This is a genomic window from Halorubrum sp. PV6 (genome assembly GCF_003990725.2).
Taxonomy (GTDB): domain Archaea; phylum Halobacteriota; class Halobacteria; order Halobacteriales; family Haloferacaceae; genus Halorubrum.
Genome location: NZ_CP030064.1, coordinates 1,108,517 through 1,124,201, shown reverse-complemented (window position 1 = coordinate 1,124,201; position 15,685 = coordinate 1,108,517). Strand labels below are relative to the sequence as shown.

General features: G+C 62.0%; 15 protein-coding genes and 2 pseudogenes. 11 read left to right on the top strand and 6 right to left on the bottom strand.

Going from position 1 to position 15,685, the window contains the following annotated elements; genetic code table 11:
* Positions 1 to 187: 187 nt before the first annotated feature.
* The 5 genes and pseudogenes from DOS48_RS19325 to DOS48_RS29640 all read left to right on the top strand — a co-directional run bounded on the left by DOS48_RS19325 (position 188) and on the right by DOS48_RS29640 (position 4,241).
* Positions 188 to 766 carry a hypothetical protein gene (locus DOS48_RS19325; RefSeq protein ID WP_127117298.1) on the top strand — a complete coding sequence of 193 codons (579 nt, stop codon included), beginning with the start codon at positions 188 to 190 and terminating at the stop codon, positions 764 to 766.
* Positions 763 to 1,200, top strand: a complete 438-nt coding sequence (locus tag DOS48_RS19320; protein WP_127117297.1) for a hypothetical protein — start codon at positions 763 to 765, stop codon at positions 1,198 to 1,200. The genes DOS48_RS19325 and DOS48_RS19320 overlap by 4 nt, the downstream gene beginning before the upstream one ends.
* Before the next feature lie 392 nt (positions 1,201 to 1,592).
* A pseudogene (locus DOS48_RS29650) lies at positions 1,593 to 2,597 on the top strand (PGF-CTERM-anchored ABC transporter substrate-binding protein); the annotation flags it as partial.
* Between the two features lie 21 nt (positions 2,598 to 2,618).
* Positions 2,619 to 3,392 (top strand): annotated as a pseudogene (locus DOS48_RS29645) (PGF-CTERM-anchored ABC transporter substrate-binding protein); the annotation flags it as partial.
* The gene (locus DOS48_RS29640) at positions 3,393 to 4,241 is read left to right on the top strand and encodes a PGF-pre-PGF domain-containing protein (protein WP_256370867.1); all 849 of its coding nucleotides are present in this window, start codon (positions 3,393 to 3,395) and stop codon (positions 4,239 to 4,241) included.
* A 3-nt stretch (positions 4,242 to 4,244) separates the two neighbouring features.
* Here DOS48_RS29640 and DOS48_RS19305 read toward each other — a convergent pair whose 3' ends face one another.
* Positions 4,245 to 5,189 carry a DMT family transporter gene (locus tag DOS48_RS19305; protein ID WP_127117295.1) on the bottom strand — a complete coding sequence of 315 codons (945 nt, stop codon included), beginning with the start codon at positions 5,187 to 5,189 and terminating at the stop codon, positions 4,245 to 4,247.
* Between the two features lie 210 nt (positions 5,190 to 5,399).
* On the opposite strand from DOS48_RS19305, the gene DOS48_RS19300 reads away from it, so the two are divergent.
* Together DOS48_RS19300 and DOS48_RS19295 are read left to right on the top strand one after the other, a co-directional pair.
* The gene (locus tag DOS48_RS19300; RefSeq protein ID WP_127117294.1) at positions 5,400 to 6,194 is read left to right on the top strand and encodes a winged helix-turn-helix domain-containing protein; all 795 of its coding nucleotides are present in this window, start codon (positions 5,400 to 5,402) and stop codon (positions 6,192 to 6,194) included.
* Between the two features lie 233 nt (positions 6,195 to 6,427).
* Complete coding sequence (locus tag DOS48_RS19295) at positions 6,428 to 6,658, top strand: AbrB/MazE/SpoVT family DNA-binding domain-containing protein (RefSeq protein ID WP_127117293.1); 231 nt, start codon at positions 6,428 to 6,430, stop codon at positions 6,656 to 6,658.
* A 138-nt stretch (positions 6,659 to 6,796) separates the two neighbouring features.
* Here the strand turns inward: DOS48_RS19295 and DOS48_RS19290 are convergent, their stop codons facing one another.
* Positions 6,797 to 6,961, bottom strand: a complete 165-nt coding sequence (locus DOS48_RS19290) for a hypothetical protein (protein ID WP_158283840.1) — start codon at positions 6,959 to 6,961, stop codon at positions 6,797 to 6,799.
* 112 nt (positions 6,962 to 7,073) lie between these two features.
* On the opposite strand from DOS48_RS19290, the gene DOS48_RS19285 reads away from it, so the two are divergent.
* Positions 7,074 to 7,448 (top strand): hypothetical protein, encoded by a 375-nt coding sequence (locus DOS48_RS19285; RefSeq protein ID WP_127117292.1) that lies wholly within the window; start codon positions 7,074 to 7,076, stop codon positions 7,446 to 7,448.
* 46 nt (positions 7,449 to 7,494) lie between these two features.
* Here DOS48_RS19285 and DOS48_RS19280 read toward each other — a convergent pair whose 3' ends face one another.
* On the bottom strand, positions 7,495 to 8,517 hold the full coding sequence (locus DOS48_RS19280) for an NADP-dependent oxidoreductase (RefSeq protein WP_127117291.1): 1,023 nt from the start codon (positions 8,515 to 8,517) through the stop codon (positions 7,495 to 7,497).
* 108 nt (positions 8,518 to 8,625) lie between these two features.
* Between DOS48_RS19280 and DOS48_RS19275 the strand changes: the two genes are divergently transcribed.
* Positions 8,626 to 9,087: an SHOCT domain-containing protein gene (locus tag DOS48_RS19275; RefSeq protein WP_127117290.1), complete on the top strand. Its 462-nt coding sequence runs from the start codon at positions 8,626 to 8,628 to the stop codon at positions 9,085 to 9,087.
* A 296-nt stretch (positions 9,088 to 9,383) separates the two neighbouring features.
* On the opposite strand, the gene DOS48_RS19270 is transcribed toward DOS48_RS19275, so the two are convergent.
* Positions 9,384 to 10,508, bottom strand: coding sequence for a CapA family protein (locus tag DOS48_RS19270; RefSeq protein WP_127117289.1), 1,125 nt, complete (start codon positions 10,506 to 10,508; stop codon positions 9,384 to 9,386).
* A gap of 213 nt (positions 10,509 to 10,721) precedes the next feature.
* On the opposite strand from DOS48_RS19270, the gene DOS48_RS19265 reads away from it, so the two are divergent.
* Both DOS48_RS19265 and DOS48_RS19260 read left to right on the top strand, forming a co-directional pair.
* Positions 10,722 to 11,030, top strand: coding sequence for an AbrB/MazE/SpoVT family DNA-binding domain-containing protein (locus tag DOS48_RS19265; RefSeq protein WP_127117288.1), 309 nt, complete (start codon positions 10,722 to 10,724; stop codon positions 11,028 to 11,030).
* Positions 11,027 to 11,455: a PIN domain-containing protein gene (locus DOS48_RS19260; protein WP_127117287.1), complete on the top strand. Its 429-nt coding sequence runs from the start codon at positions 11,027 to 11,029 to the stop codon at positions 11,453 to 11,455. Before DOS48_RS19265 ends, DOS48_RS19260 begins: the two co-directional genes overlap by 4 nt.
* 22 nt (positions 11,456 to 11,477) lie before the next feature.
* Here the strand turns inward: DOS48_RS19260 and DOS48_RS19255 are convergent, their stop codons facing one another.
* Both DOS48_RS19255 and DOS48_RS19250 read right to left on the bottom strand, forming a co-directional pair.
* Positions 11,478 to 12,422 (bottom strand): DUF368 domain-containing protein, encoded by a 945-nt coding sequence (locus DOS48_RS19255; protein ID WP_127117286.1) that lies wholly within the window; start codon positions 12,420 to 12,422, stop codon positions 11,478 to 11,480.
* A gap of 6 nt (positions 12,423 to 12,428) precedes the next feature.
* Positions 12,429 to 15,599 (bottom strand): oligosaccharyl transferase, archaeosortase A system-associated, encoded by a 3,171-nt coding sequence (locus DOS48_RS19250; RefSeq protein WP_127117285.1) that lies wholly within the window; start codon positions 15,597 to 15,599, stop codon positions 12,429 to 12,431.
* Positions 15,600 to 15,685 lie beyond the last annotated feature (86 nt).

The window sequence follows — 15,685 nt, the reverse complement described above, 5'->3', positions numbered from 1 at the left end:
GCGGTTTCGATACGATAACCGCTCGGTGAGACCGCGTAACGAGTCGTTTACGGGGACCGAAACGACGCACGGCGGGAGTGTCACCTGAGACGCCTCGCGAGGGGTGGGTGTTTTGATAACTTCGCGAATGTCTCCCAAAAAAGACAAAAAGGCTATATATTTGGTTGGAAAACATTAGCGTGACTTGATGAACCTGTCCTCCACCGACTGGCTGACATCCGGTGCCGGCGTTGAGTTGGACGAGGAGGTGGTCTTCTCCGTGTTGTCGAACCGACGCCGACGGTTCGCGCTCCACGCGCTCTGCCAGCACGAGGACGCGGCCGACCTCGGCTGGCTGGCCAAGCGGGTCGCCGCGTGGGAAGCAGGGGTTTCCCTTGCCGAAGTGGATTCAGACTCCCGAAAGTCGTGTTACGTGTCGCTCCAGCAGAGCCACCTTCCGAAAATGGACGAGGCCGACGTCGTCTCGTTCGACAAGCGTGCAGGCGTTGTGCGTCCGACGCCCGCCGCCGAGGAGCTCGATGTGTACTTCGATGTCGTCACTGAGCCCGAGATCCCGTGGCACGGCTACTACCTCGGCCTTGCGGCGGTTGGGGCTGCGTTGTTGTCGGCGCTATGGACCGACGCGGTACTGTTTAGCACGTTACCAGACCTCGCATGGATGGCTTTTCTCGTTGTCGCGCTCGTCGTCTCCGCGATTGCACATACCTATGTTGCTCGAGGAAGAAAGCTTGGCGCTGACGGACCGCCGCCGGAGGTGGATGAGTGAGACACCGGCGGCTGATTCTCGCTCTGTTCGTTCTCGCGACAGTCATCACCGGGACCGCCGGGTACAGCGCGATACAGGCCGAACGGTCTGTCGATGTCGCCGTCGCAGACGACGAAAGTGCCTATCTGGCTGTTGAGAGCCACAATCCGTCAATAAAAAACGGGTCGACAGGAGGCGCATTGCGTGTCACTAACCAATTTGGTCGAGAAATTGATCTCTCCGTCCAAGAGGTCGATACCTCGGGTAGCGTCGCATACGGCTCACTGGGCAACTCAAACAGCGAAGTGACGCTTGGTGCGGACGATAGTGTTCAGGTTTCGGTAAGATGTAACGGAACCAGTGATGGTGGCCTAAGTGTGATGCTGTTCGCGGTGGGCGAAAATAACGAACTCTCTGTTAGAATGATGCAGGAAGTGGATGTCACCTGCGAGTGATCACCAATTTGGCCTCATAGGCCACTTGTGAGTGGTTGTCAGCAGTGCTAAACTTCTTTGTGGGCATTAGGCTCGACAACATCTACGAATGCAACGTTTCCACGCACCTGTTGCATCTCAACAGTGACACGGTCCTCGATCTCGTCTCAGGAACGATCACGACATAGCCACGCTCAACCTTCGCGGCCTCTCGCCACACAAAGTCTAAGTTGATCTCGTCTAAACAGCGCTGAGGCGGTCGTTTTCGGGCATAGAACACTTTGAAAACGCACCGCCTCACCTTTCAATCCGTATCTGAACACCGCCGACATATTCGACGGTTACTCTCTGCCGATATAACAAGTGGAGTTGTTATAACCATATTTATATTGTTTACTCTCTGGTGGTGGTACATGAAGCGGACCCAGGCCGTTCTTCTAGCTGCACTTGTAGTAACATCACTCCTCGGTACACCAGTCGTAGCCGGTGGAGGACAATCAACACAGGCAGGGTCAGTTGGTCAGTTAACAGCAGACAAACCGTCGAATGGTGCGGCAGTTCATGCGCCGCTACAAGCAACGACTGAGACAACCTGTGACTTCCCACTCAACAAAACAGACGCCACAGGAACTACTGTAACGCTTACTGAATCGCCAAGTCGGATCACAACGACAAATCCGTCGGCTGCTCAAACTCTCTGGGAGATTGGTGCTCAAGACCGTGTTGTTGGGGTTACCCAGTTTGCGACGTACTTGAATGGGACTGAGAACAAAACGAACGTTTCTGCTGGGTTTGGCGTTAGCGTTGAAAAAGTGGTAGCGACCAACCCAGACCTTGTATTAGCACCAAATGCATCAGCGGGCCAAGTCGAAGACCTACGTGAGGTCGGACTCACTGTCTATCACTTTCCAGAAGCCACCACTATCAGTGATATCGCAAAAAAGACAGAAACAATAGGGCAGCTAGTTGGGAACTGTCAAGCAGCCAGCAGCACGAATGAAGAAATGAATTCCGCTGTTGATAATGTCACAAACCGGACTGCTGATTTTGATCGCCCTGACACACTGTATCCACTCGGAGGTGGATATGTCGCCGGTGATGAGACATTTATTGACGAGATAATGAGCATTGGTGGCACGAATAATATTGCCGCCGCGGAGGGTGACGGCTACCCACAATTAAGCGCTGAAGTCGTGATTGAAACCGATCCCGAGTTACTACTTGTCACAGACCCTGAGGCTCCACTCCTTGATGAAGAGCCATACGCAAGCACAACTGCTGGACAGGAGATGAATTATGTCGTAATGAACGAGAACTATCTTAACCAGCCTGCACCGCGTAGTGTGATTGAGTCGGTTGAAACGCTTTCACGTGAAATTGAGTCACAGCAACCTGCTGGTAATAATGATTCTACAGATACTGAGACGTGTGGCTTTCCGGTTTCGCTGACTGATGCTACAGGTACGACCATCACGCTCAAGGAGCGACCAGACCGTATCACAACGACGAATCCATCAGCCGCTCAAACACTTTGGGAGATCGGCGCTCATGATCGTGTTGTTGGTATTACGCGGTATGCAACGTACCTGAATGGGACTAATGATAAAACGGATGTGTCCGCTGAATTCGGCGTTAACGTTGAGAAAGTAGTTGGTACTGAGCCAGACTTAGTGCTGGCACCAAATGCGTCAGCTGGTGATGTTGCCTCGTTACGCAGACAAAATCTGACTGTCTATCACTTCCCAAAAGCGACTTCTGTTGCTGATATTGCAGCAAAAACAACGCGGACTGGGCGTCTCGTTGGCAACTGTGATGAAGCAAATCGTACGAATGAGGAGATGAACGCAACTGTCGACCGTGTGAAGAACCAAACAGCTAATCTCAACCGCCCGGATGCACTTTACCCTCTCGGTGGTGGATACGTCGCCGCAGATGACACCTTCATCAATGAGATTATGCAGGTCGGTGGCACTAACAACGTCGCTGCCAAGAACCACGCTGGGTACCCGCAACTCTCTGCAGAAGTAATCTTAGAATCAGACCCAGAACTGCTACTCGTTACCACGCCTGACGCTTCAGTTCTTGATGAGAGCCCGTATGCTAGTACAACCGCAGGGATTAACGACCGATACGTGGTGATGAACGTAAGCTATCTCAATCAACCAGCTCCCCGTAGTGTGATTGAATCAACGGAGACACTTGCAACGGCTGTAATAGAAGATAAGAATATTCTTAGCCGAGAGAGTAGCCCCGCTGGGAACGATCAATCTCTGGTTGACCTCTCTGAAGGCGCTGGGAAAGTCCAGAGTGTAGGTCTCACTTTTCGGCCAAATTCAACAGCGAGTAGAGTGACCGTCTCAGAGTCGACAAGCCCAACTGGAAACTCATCAACGCCAAGCAACACTGTTGCGACCTACCTCGATATTGAAGCAGATACTGATGTGAGTAAGGATATTGAGTTGAAAGTAACTGTTAGTAAGTCTGCGCTTGGCGACATCGCTGTTGAAGACGCCGTTCTTCTACACTATACAGACGGGTCTTGGAAAGAACTTGCTGACTCCGAGTCATCACGCAACAACAACGAGGTCACAATTACGGCCACGACTTCTGGACTATCCCCGTTCGCAGTCGCGGCGTCCAACGCTGCAACTGACAACACTGAGAGTAGTGACACCGGCAGTGAAAATGAGGGTGATAATGGTACAACCAGTGGCGGCGATAGTATCGCTGATACTGATGAGGACGCTGGCGGGAGTGTCGCAGACGATGACAGCAGTACTAGCACCGGCGAGGGTGACTCTGACGACAACAGTACCAGCAATGAAACCGACAATAGTAGTACTCCTCACGGCGACACCGCTGACGACGACACTACGACGGGTGACAACACCAACAACTCCACTGCCAGCGACGCCAACAACACCACGACCAACGACAGTACTACGATAAGCGACGGCACGAACGATGACACTACCAGCGACAGTACGCCTGGGTTTGGCACCCTTGCCGCGCTCACGGTACTTGTTGCAGGAACACTGCTCGCAGCTCGTGGAATCGACTAATGTTCACAGCGGGTCGTCGTCGACGAACCGCGCCGGGACCACCTGACGGAGCAGGCGCACCGGAGCCCTCGCGAGGCCGCTCACGAGGAGGAACCCGACGAAGATGACGCCGAATCCGGCCAGCGACTGAACCGAGAGCGTCTCCCCCAGCAACGCCCAGCCGCCCACCGCGGAGACGACCGGGACGAAGTAAAACAGGAGGTTCGCGCGCGTCGCGTCGGTCTCGTTGATAAGCGCGAAGTACGCGAGGTAGGCGATCGCCCCGGAGAAGACGCCGACGTACAGGAGCGCCGCGAGCGCGACGGGCGGCACCGACAGCCCGGAGACGGACTCGCCGGCGCCGAAACTCAGCGCGTGCGAGAGGACCGCCGCCAGCGGGACGCCCCAGACGGTGCTCGCCGTACTCGAGAGGGTCGCGTCGGCACGGCGGATCAGCACGGCGCCGAGCGCGCTCGTCACGGCGGCGCCGAACAGCAGCGGGACGCCGAGGCCGCCGCCGGAAAGCGCCGAGGGGTCGGGGTCGGCGACGAGCGCGACGCCGGCCAGCCCGAGCGCCATGCCGGCGAAGCCGCGGGCGGAGAGGCGGTCGTCGCTGAGCAGGAGCGCGGCGAACACCGGGGTCAGAATCGGGTTCAGGCTGAACACGACGGCTGCCACGCCGCTCGACACGTACTGCTGGCCGACGAAGAGCAACGCGTTCGTCAGGCCGATGACGATCACGCCGGTCGCGACGATGCCGACGACGTCGCCGGCGGTCCGCGGGCGCAACTCGTCCCACGAGAGCCGCGTCGCCGCGAACACTGCGAGGACGAGCGCGCCGATGTCGAACCGGACGGCGACGAAGAACAGCGGCGGGATGTGTGCCAGCCCGGCCTTCGCCGCGACGAAGGTACCGCCGAAGAGGACGGCGGAGACGAGAAACAGCGCACCGGTGCGTCGCGTGAACACGTTACACCAACACCTCGGCTGCGCTTTCGGACGAACGATTGAATTGCGTCGAGTTTCTCGTCACAATAATGTCTAGTGGCCGGACACGTATAACGAAATCCGGAAAATATTCCGCGGCGAGAAACACCCGGCACGTCGCGATGATCGTTCACGGCGTGAAAGGTCGGCGACGAGCGAAGCCGGTTTATCCCGGTGGGCGCTGGATCGGGTATGGAGGCCCCGCTCGAGGAGATCGAGTTTCTCGCCCGGTCGACGAACCGCGTCGAGGTGTTGCAGCTGCTCGCGGCGCGACCGCACACCCGGCGAGAGCTCGCGACGGCCACGGGGGCGTCACAGGCGACGCTGGGGCGGATTCTCGAAGACTTCGCCGAGCGCTCGTGGGTCAGACGCGACGGGAGCGAGTACGTCGCCACGGCCACCGGCGAACTCGTCGCCGACGGCGTCGAGGCGCTCGTGTCCGTCTTAGAGACCGAGGCGAAACTGCGGGACGTGGTGGCGTACCTGCCGACGGCGGAGCTCGGCTTCGATCTCAGCCACCTCGCCGACGCGACGGTGACGGTCCCGACGCGGACGCGCCCGAGCGCGCCGCTCCAGCGCGTCCTCGACGCGATGGCGGACGCGACGACGCTACAGGCGTTCTCGCACACGCTCAACGAGCAGAGCCTCGCGACGGCCCTCGACCGAGTGACCGCGGGCGAACAGACGTTCGAGGCCGTCCTCTCGGCCACCGCTATCGAGGCGCTCGCGGCCGACGACACCCTCTGGTCGCAACTGCGAGCGTTGGCCGAGAGCGACGACGCGGAGATCCGCGTCCGGCGCGAGGAGGTCCCGGTCGCGGTCACCGTCACCGACGGGACCGTCTACCTGCTCGTCCGGGACAGCGGCGGTATCCTGCGGGCGTCGCTCCACACCGACGACCCCGCGGTCCGCGAGTGGGCCGCAGACGCTTTTTCAGGCTATTGGGAGGCAGCGAGCCCCTTCGATCCGGCGGCCTTCGAGGAGTGAACCAGCGCGGTGGCGGGTGCATATCTTCCCGTGTTGATACTGGTGCCTGTGAGTGCTGACAGTGGCTAATAGAGAGCCGTTCAGTCCTTGACGGCTCAAAACCCTCGGCGACCGACTGGACGCGCTTGCGAGATACAGAGAGTATGTACAGCAAACAAGAGAGACCCACTAGAGTGGGGTAGAAATACACACTGTGGGAAATATCTTATATCTGCCTACCGTTTGATAAAGATATGTCCGAGGCGACGCTGGACGGTCGTGGACGCCTTACACTCCCAATAGAGATCCGAGAGCGGTACGGTGAACACTACCATATCGTCCAACTACACGACGGCATCAAGCTGATTCCAATCGAAGATAACCCACTCGATGCTCTCCGTTCGGAGTTTGCGAACGTTGAGAAGACGGCCGAAGAACTCCGCCAAGAAGCACGTAACGCAGCGTTGGACGAGGCAGGGCGCTGAATATACGCGGAAACCGACTTCCTTCTGGCACTTATCAACGATAAAGATCGGCTTGGTGACGCCGCAGAGGCTGTTTACAACGACTATCTCCAACCAAGAATTTTGCCGATGCCCGTTTAAATTAAACCTTGCTCGCGCTCAGTCGCCAGCCGTCACGACCGCGTAGGTGAACGCGACTGGAATCGCGGCGCCGAGCGCGCCCATCGGGACGACCCGTAGCGACACGCCGGCCAACAGGAGGACGCCGACGGCGAGGCCGGCCGCCGCGGCGCCGACAAGCAGGACTGCGCCGACTCGCTGCATGTTCGGCTACCCGCGGCGGACCCGTATGTACGCGTCGGTCTGTGACCGCGTTGGCTCGCGAGCGTGACCCCCGAGCGCAACGCACTTGTCCGCAGATCGCGTATCGTCGCCAATGACTGCTCGTGACGCGGAACTCGTGATCGAAACGTGGCAGTTCCGCGAACGGGCGCTCCCGCGCGTCCCCCCGGCTGGGTGGGCGACGACCGACCGGCTCCGTGAGGCGGTGTGTCTCGCGGTGGTCTGTTCGGTGGACGGGGTCGAACGCGTCGAACCGTATTCTGGGCCGGCCACAGAGCGCGAGCGGTTCGACGCGACGGTGATCACGGAGTCGGTCGACGACGAACACGTGCAGTTGCTAACGCCCGCCGGCGACGAGTCGGAAGACGGCGAGTCGACTGCGGCGTCGAGCGCGACAGACGCAGACGAGAAAGATTTCGAGGAGACGACCGAGCAGTTCGACTTGGACGAGGCGCTCGACCGTTTATAAGGGTCGGCGTGCCGTCAGTAGGCTGTGCGTCGAAGACTGCGACGGTCTACTCGCTGCTGGGCGACGACACGCGCACCACCTGCTTGCCGATGTTGTCGCCCGAGAAGAGCCCGAGGAAGGCGTCGGGAGCGTTCTCCAACCCCTCGACGACCGTCTCGCGGTGTGCGAGCTCGTCGGTGGCGACCCAGCGCGCGAGCTGCTCGCTGGCCTCGCCGAACCGGGTCGCGAAGTCGCCGACGAGCAGGCCCTCGATCCGCGCTCGGATGGGGATGACCTGCGGGAGCTTCCGCGGGCCGGTCGGGACCTCCTCGTCGTTGTAGTGGGCGATCTGTCCGCAGACGGCGACCCGCGCGTCGAGGTTCAACTGCGTGAACACGGCGTCGGTGATCGGCCCGCCGACGTTGTCGAAGTACACGTCCACGCCGTCGGGTGCCGCCTCGTCGAGCGCGGCCCGGTAGTCGTCGGTCGTCTTGTAGTTGATCGCGGCGTCGAAGCCCAGATCCTCGGTGAGCCACGCCGTCTTCTCGTCGCTGCCGGCGAACCCGACGACGCGACAGCCGTTGCGCTTGGCGATCTGGCCGACGACCGAGCCGACCGCGCCCGCCGCGCCGGAGACGACCACCGTGTCGCCGGGCTTGGGCTCGCCGACCTCGAGCAGGCCGAAGTAAGCGGTCCGACCGGGCATGCCGAGGACGCCGAGGTAGGCCTCGGGGTCGGCGACGGACGGGTCGACGGGCGCCACGTCGCCGGCGTCGAGGGTCGCGTAGTCGGCCCACCTCCCCTCGCCGGTGACGAGGTCGCCTTCGTCGTACGCGTCGCTCTCGCTTTCGACCACTTCGCCGACGATGCCGCCTCGGAGCGCGTCGCCAACGTCCCACGGCTCGGCGTACGACTCGACGTCGCGCATCCGACCGCGCATGTACGGGTCGACCGAGAGATACCGGGTCCGGACGAGGAGTTCGCCCGGATCGGGAGCGGGAACGTCCGTCTCGTGCAGTTCGAAGCTGTCCATGTCGGGCTCGCCGGCCGGTCGCTCGGCGAGAAGCCACTCGCGGTTGGTGTTCGTCACAGTCCCCGTTGGGCCATAGGGTGGAATAGGGTTTGGACACCAGCAGCGAGGGTGGTCGACTCAGGCGGGGTGGGTAGCTATTTATTAGTCCCGACCCGACGGGCGGGCATGGACGACGCGGTCGCAGACGGCGGACGCCGCGAGAGCGAGAGCGACGACGAGACGCCCCTCGAAACGATCGCGGCGGGTGCCGTCACGCTCCTCACGCTCGGCGTCGCGTTCGGGTTGCTGGCGCTGGGAAACCCGTTCTTTTGGGTGGCGTTCCCGGTGGGTTTCGGCGGCGGGATGCCCTTGGCGATCGGGTTGGCGCGGTGGTACGAGTCGAAGGAGAAGGCGACCGGCGACGGTTCGACGGAATCGCAGAGCGACACCGACGCGGCGCTCGAATCGCTCCGGAACCGATACGCGCGGGGCGAACTGGACGACGAGGAGTTCGAGTCGCGCGTCGAACGACTGTTAGAGACCGAGTCGGTCGCCGAGGCGTCGTCCTCGGTCCGGCGTCGGAGGGAGGCGGCCGAAGCCGACGAGGGGGCTCCGACCGACGACGCCGTAGAGCGAGAGCGCACCTGAATCTGCAATCCGGCGAATACGCTCCGCAACCGCCCGGCCGCCACGGGTAAACCGGCGCGCTCAGTCCTCTACCGAATCTCTCGATAATACGAAGACCGTGTACGCCGCGCCGAGCACCAGGATGGTGATGAGGAGTATCGGAAACAGCGTTTCCAGTTGGGCCGCACTCACGCCAAACATACCAGTTTTAGCAGGCGCCCGCATTTCAATGTGTCCGAGCGAGAGACGGGGTAACGCGCTCGCGACTCGACTCCCCGCGGTGAGACGCGCCGACCGAACGGTCGCGTGCCGGGGCGCTACGCGTCTCCGAGCGGGATCACTGTCTCGCCGCTCCGTCGGTTGACCTCCGTGCCCAACGCGGCAGACCGCTCGGCGAGCGTCTCACGGACCCACTCGGCGACGCCGTCGTCAGCGAGCGTCGCCGCCTCGTCGACGATTTCGGTCGGCTCGACGACGAGTTCCGCGAGGTCGCCGTCGCGCACGACCACCTCGAAGAGCGCGCTCCGCTTGTTGAAGACGCCCTCGCGGTCTCGGTAGCTGACGTAGTCGTCGACGAAGTCACCGGCGTCGTAGATGATCGGGCACCCCCGGTACACCTCGACGCCCTGCAGCACGTGTGCGCTGTGGCCGTGGACCACGTCGACGCCCTGCTCCACGAGCCACCGGCCGAACCGCTCGTGAACTCCGCGCGGTTCGGTTTCCCAGTTCGGCCCCCAGTGTAACGAGGCGACGACGAGGTCGGGTTCGTGTTTCGCTGCGCGGTCGAGAATTTCGGTGACGAGCGAGCGCGTCGCGGGCGCGAAGGGGTTGAGCGGCGCGAACGCGGTCCCCGGCGTCGACGCCCCGGCGCCGAACTCCGGCGCTTGATCGGTAAGGCCGAAGGCGGCGACGGTCAGCCCGCCCGCCTCGAAGACCGCGGGTTCAAGCGCCGCGTCTCGGTCCGTTCCGGCGCCGGCGTGCGCGATTGCCGCGTCGGCGAGATGCTGGGTGGTGTCTCGGAGCGCGCGCTCGCCGTAGTCGAGCACGTGGTTGTTCGCGAGCGAGACGAATCCGGTTCCCGCGGCCTCCAAAGCGGAAACAGCGAACTCCGGGTCCGCTCGGAAGTAGTACACCTTGTCGGGCCAGCGCGTGCCGCGATCTGAGACGCAACATTCGAGATTCCCAACGAGCGCGTCGAGTTCTTGCAGTCGCGAGCGCGTCGAGCCCCAGATGTCTTTCGGGTGGACGCCGTCCGAAGTCCACCGCTCGTTGACGCTCCGTCCGAGCATGAGGTCGCCGACGAACCCGAGGCGTGCGTCGATGTCGGCGGCGACGTGGTCGTCGCGGTCCGCCCCGTCATTTGTGCGCCGACCGGCCGGTAGCACGGCGCAGCCGGCGAGTCCGGCGACGCTCGACGCCAGCACGGTCCGACGCGTTCGCATCGCGTGGAGGTTCGACGACCGCTGGTTTGAAGCCTGCGGCCAGTCGCAGAGTGAGGTATCTCACAGGCGGAACTGGCCGATGGACGCTCGCAGCCACGATGCTGGTCCTGTGGCCGGTAACAACGTTGAGTGAGCCGTCCGATTGACTCGCTAGCTACCCAGACCAGAGGTAGCCTTTTGTACAACTGAAAGAAGGTAATGACAGAAAATAGTATGAGTAACACAGAGTCTGAAAGAGTGGTGTCCGTGTCGTCGCGAGGACAAGCGACCATCCCGAAAGAGTTTCGCGAGGAGTTGGGTATCGACACGCCTGGCCGTGTGAAGTTCGTTCGGACCGAGGAGGGAGACATCGTTGTGCGCCCTATCCGGTCGGTTACAGACCTGCGTGGGATTCTGGAAGACAAAACCGACGATCAGGGGCGCTCTGCGACCGAGCGCCTTCTGGAGGAACGCGAAACCGACAACGCCAGCGAAGCGGCGTTGCGGCAACGCTACACCGGTGACGGCGAGGGAGACGCGTGACGAGCGGCACTGAACCGCCGGAGTCGATAGTCTCTGACGCCGAGCCACTCATCGCCTACTTCTGTGACGATCCGGGGAGCGACACCGTCGAAGCGTACGTCGAGGCCGTCGAGGGCGCAGCAGATGGGTATATATCTGCCGTTACTCTCGCCGAAGTTCATTATATCGTCCGAGCAACCGACGGCGAGGAACGTGCTGATGCCGTCGTCGATGTGCTTGAGCAAAGCGGCATCAGTCGAGTCGATACCGAACACACGTGGCCGTTGGTGGCCGAGTTCAAATTCAGCCACGCGCCGGCGCTCGGCGACGCCTTCGCGCTCGGGACCGCGGCACACGTCGACGGAACGCTACTCGTCGGTGCCGACGACGATTACGACAGTATCACCGAGGTCCCAATCACTCGGTTTCGGACCGAACCGGCGTAGCCGAATAAAAGGGTCAATCGCTTCAGTACTCGATCGCTGCCGAGTACCGATCGAGGACGAGAACCATGGCTGCGCCAGCGACCGCCGCAACTGCGAATCGCGGCGCCGCCGCGCGCCACGTCTCGCCGCTCGCTGCCAACCGGACCGACACCTCGACGAGGGGCGCTCGCAGCGCCCCGACGATCAGACTGACCAGAAAGGCGAGCGTCGCGGCCCGAGCGCGTGAGAGCGCGTATTTGACGGCGTGTGCGATGGTGAACACGCCGATGACGCCACCGAGGAGGAAGGCGACGACTGGGGGCAGCGTCGCGACGAGCGCGTCGGGGCCGTCGCCGGTGGCCAACGCGGTGAGCCCGTCGAGCGCTTGGCTCACCTTTCCGGACATGTACTCGTACTGCCCGAGGACGACGAGGAGCAGCGACCCGGAGATGCCCGGAAGGATCATCGCGCTGACGGCGACCGCGCCGGCGACGAACACGACCGGGAGCGAGCTGCCGAGCGCCGTCGAGGCGTATCCCGACGCGAGAAACGCAAGCGCGAACCCAGCGATGGCCGCCGCCTGCCGACGCGGCGTGTCGAGTTCGACGTCGCCGAACAGGATCGCCGCGCTCGCCGCGATCAGGCCGAAGAAGAAGCCGTAGGTCGCGACGGGTCGGGTGCCGAGCAGGTAGCTGACGCCGCTCAACACGGCGACGACTGCGGTTCCGATACCCGCGAGCAGTACGACGAGGAAGGCGCCGTCGATCTCGCGGAACGCGGCGCGCGCGTCCGGGACGTTGAAAGAGCAGACGCCGACGACCAGCCGCCGGAGCCGCGAGGGGTCGACCGCGGTGACCGCCGCGATCAGCCGCTCGTAGATGCCGACGATGAGCGCGATGGTGCCGCCGGAGACGCCGGGGATGGCGTCCGCGCTTCCCATCGCGATCCCCTTGAAATAGATGGTAAGCCATGCGCGAACCCCGGACATAAGACGCTACGCGGTAGGGATAAGCGCGGTGAGTGAACCGATTGCGGTGGCAGTCTGTGCGGGTTTCGCCACAGAGGTCATGTCGGACGCGAGCAGCGAAGGTGCGCCAACAGAACTCGTTGTGGTCGTCTCATTGGTGGTGTCTACTGATTCCGAATCGGTAGCGCTCGTGTTTGTGCTGTTCGTCTCACTGTCACCGAGTGTTGTTGTTTCGAGTTCGACCGTGGCCGGTGCTGTATCTGTGCCGACAACCTGCGCTTCAGTCACGTTCACCTGTCCACGCTGCAGGCTCGGTGTGCCGTTCTCAACAGAGAGCCCAGTCGAGAGTTGATACGGGCCAACCGCGCGAACGCTAGTGTTCGTGTAGCCGTTCTCGGGTCCAAACTCATCATACCCCGTCGTGGAGTACGGCACTGTGAGCTCGAACTCACCATCGGTGTTGGCCTCAGCGTACTGCGTGTAGGTGAACGTTTGGCCAGAGGGTTTCTGCATCTGGACGGTTGCTCGCACTTCGTCGCCAGCGTCGGCACCAGAGCCCTCGATCGTCGCCCCCGGAACCCGCTCGAACGTCTTCACGAAGTTGTCTCGGACGGCCGCGAACCTGGATTCACCGAGGATGGATTCGGTGTTGGTGCCTTCGGACACGAGCTGTGAGAGGAGTTGTACCTGCCGGGCCGACGCCGACTGCCCGAGTGCCTGTGAGGCGTGGACGAGCCGGTGGTGTTCAAGCGCCTCAACGCGCTCGGAGGGTAGATTGCTGATGCCGCCGATCTGGGCGCTGCCGTCCTCCTCAACGTACTCGCGTGCTGCAGTCATATTATCAAACTGCCGGACGGTAGTCTGTGGGTCAACTGGGATGGTGTTTACCGCAGCCTGTTGACCCTGTGCACTCACGGATGTCGTCTCCCAGTCAACGACGACTGGCTTGGGATCGACCGCGCTGCCGTAGTGTTCATACAGGCGAATCATCTGGCTTTCGTGATAGCGCTGGGTGTTCACCTGCATAATCGTCCGGAACCCGCCCTGCTGGGTCTGCTGATAGAGCACGCGGTTAAAATCAGAGCGCGTCTCGTTGCCCGAGTAGAACGTGACGGGCGCACCGAATTTGGAGTTCGGCGACGCCATCTGACGGTCAACCATCACGTAGCGAGTGCTTTCGCCTTCGGTGCTTTGGCTGGCGAGGACCTCACGGGACGCCTCTTCGCTCGGTGCGAGGAGGTAGTCCGCCGCTTCGCCCGCGTTCTGCTGGAACGGGTTCGCGTTCGGGATGCGCTCGGCGCGCGTGGTGATCCAGTGACCGTAGTCCCACCACGACTGCACGCCGTACGCGCCCTCGGGGTACTCGAAGTCGCCGTCGGCCGGTCGCTCGTAGGTGCCGTACAGCTCCATGGGGTTGTCGGCGCCTTCGAGTTCGCCCGGCGTGGGCGTCTCGTCGTTCATCCACTGGAGGCTGTCGTCCCACTGGACGACGCCGCCAGGGCCGGTGTTCGCGCCGGCGGCCCAGACAGGGGTGGCCATCGCGACCAGCGGCACGATGAGGACGACGACTAAGGCGACAGCGACCATCGCCTGCCACCCCTCGATGGAGCGAACGTCGTTGAGCGACCGGAGGCTGATTGCGTCGAGCGCGGCTTGGAGAAAGTACGCCGCGCCGACCGCGACGATCACGGCGAGGTAGTAATTAAAGCGGACCTGCGTGAAGGCGGCGCTGCCGATGAACGCCGCCCAGACGACGAAGTAGAGCTCTTCGGTGTCGTACTCGACGAGGAAAGTCGCGCCGACGAGGAACCCAGCAGCGATGATGAGACCGATCACCTGCCAGCTCACACCGACGAGGCCGCCGATGGCGTCGTACGCTTGGGGGACTGCGTAGACGGTGCCGACCACGGCGAGTGCGGTTGGGATGTAGAGGGTGTGGTTGATGTCTTTAGAGCGGTAGAGGGGTCGCGCGAGAATGTAGAGGACTGCGGCGAGTGCGAGGAAGAAGGCGAGGCCGTATTGGGAGAGGACGAAGCTGGTGAAGTCGGTACTTTGGAGCGGGGGTTGGCCTTCGCCGATGGTGCGGAAGGTGGCGCCCGCGCTGAATCCAACAAAGTTCAGGAGGTTACTTGTAAGCGTCGACCACAACGCGGGGATCGCGAGCCAGACGACGCCTGCAGACGCAATGATAAGGCCGCCGACTGCAGGCGGATAACTCGTGGTGTCGAGACCGCGTGACTCCCACTCACGGGCGAGCCACGCGAGGAAGGTAGAACCGACCGCGACGCCAAGTGGGAGAATAACCTGTGTGAGCGAGTAGCTGGTGACACCGAACGAGAAATTATCGAGCGGAATCACTTGCATGAGTCCAGCGACGCCCATCGACACTGCACCCGCAAAAGCGATCGGCTCAGGACTCGTGTCGTGATACACGTCGCTCGTGATCTTGATCGCGAGGAAGACACCTGTAAACCCTACCATGAGGACGCCGGGCTGCCACGTCCACATGTAGAGGCCGAGCGCGACGCCCGCGGCGGCCGCGTACGCAGCAGGGCGTGTGATCGCGTCCCAGTCTCGATCGACAACGAGCTCCCAGACCGGCGCCTCGCGCTCGGCGACCGCAAAGGCGACGAGGAACGCGAGGACAGCGAGACTCTGGAAGAGGACCTCGGCCGCGCTGTGGTCTGGGAAGCCGACAAGACTGTAGCTGAAGAAGGTGCCCGGCAGGAGCGCAAGGACACCGACAGCGACGATCGCGGCGAAGCGATCAACGAACCGACGCGCGATGAAGTAGGTCGGGATCGCGACTAGCGTGCCAGCGATTGGGGCCATGATAAGCATGACCTCTTCGGTGCTACCCATGATCGGGCGGGCAATCCAGACGCCGACGGCCATGATGTGGTCCCACAGTGTGCCGAACTGCCCGGCCGATCGGCCGACAGGAAAACCGGTCCAGACATCGAACGGGAGCGTGCCTGGCCAATTCTCAAGGAGGTAGCTCGTCTCGCGGAAGTGGTACCACGCGTCGTTGCCGCGGAAGTACACCTCGCCGTTTCGAACGAAGTTGCCGTACGAACGGAGACGGGTCCACAACATGAAAACCACAGCCCCGAGGAGGAGCGGGACGTGGTACCACCGCTGGAGAACGTCGAGAGTCGATCCCTCATTGTCTCCGACGGAGTCGGTTTGCTCGCTCATTACACGATGTCACTCCCAAAACGTCTATAAGACTTGTTATATACCGCCCAGGTGCGGGTTCAGAATCCTTATTGATCCGGGCGTGA

What these genes read in the sequence shown, in the direction of transcription:
- DOS48_RS19255 (WP_127117286.1), bottom strand. Translation starts at nt 12,422, where the DNA reads ATGTCCGGGGTTCGCGCATGGCTTACCATCTATTTCAAGGGGATCGCG.
- DOS48_RS19300 (WP_127117294.1), top strand. Translation starts at nt 5,400, where the DNA reads ATGGAGGCCCCGCTCGAGGAGATCGAGTTTCTCGCCCGGTCGACGAAC.
- DOS48_RS19275 (WP_127117290.1), top strand. Translation starts at nt 8,626, where the DNA reads ATGGACGACGCGGTCGCAGACGGCGGACGCCGCGAGAGCGAGAGCGAC.
- DOS48_RS19250 (WP_127117285.1), bottom strand. Translation starts at nt 15,599, where the DNA reads ATGAGCGAGCAAACCGACTCCGTCGGAGACAATGAGGGATCGACTCTC.
- DOS48_RS19265 (WP_127117288.1), top strand. Translation starts at nt 10,722, where the DNA reads ATGAGTAACACAGAGTCTGAAAGAGTGGTGTCCGTGTCGTCGCGAGGA.
- DOS48_RS19325 (WP_127117298.1), top strand. Translation starts at nt 188, where the DNA reads ATGAACCTGTCCTCCACCGACTGGCTGACATCCGGTGCCGGCGTTGAG.
- DOS48_RS19295 (WP_127117293.1), top strand. Translation starts at nt 6,428, where the DNA reads ATGTCCGAGGCGACGCTGGACGGTCGTGGACGCCTTACACTCCCAATA.
- DOS48_RS19270 (WP_127117289.1), bottom strand. Translation starts at nt 10,508, where the DNA reads ATGCGAACGCGTCGGACCGTGCTGGCGTCGAGCGTCGCCGGACTCGCC.
- DOS48_RS19290 (WP_158283840.1), bottom strand. Translation starts at nt 6,961, where the DNA reads ATGCAGCGAGTCGGCGCAGTCCTGCTTGTCGGCGCCGCGGCGGCCGGC.
- DOS48_RS19285 (WP_127117292.1), top strand. Translation starts at nt 7,074, where the DNA reads ATGACTGCTCGTGACGCGGAACTCGTGATCGAAACGTGGCAGTTCCGC.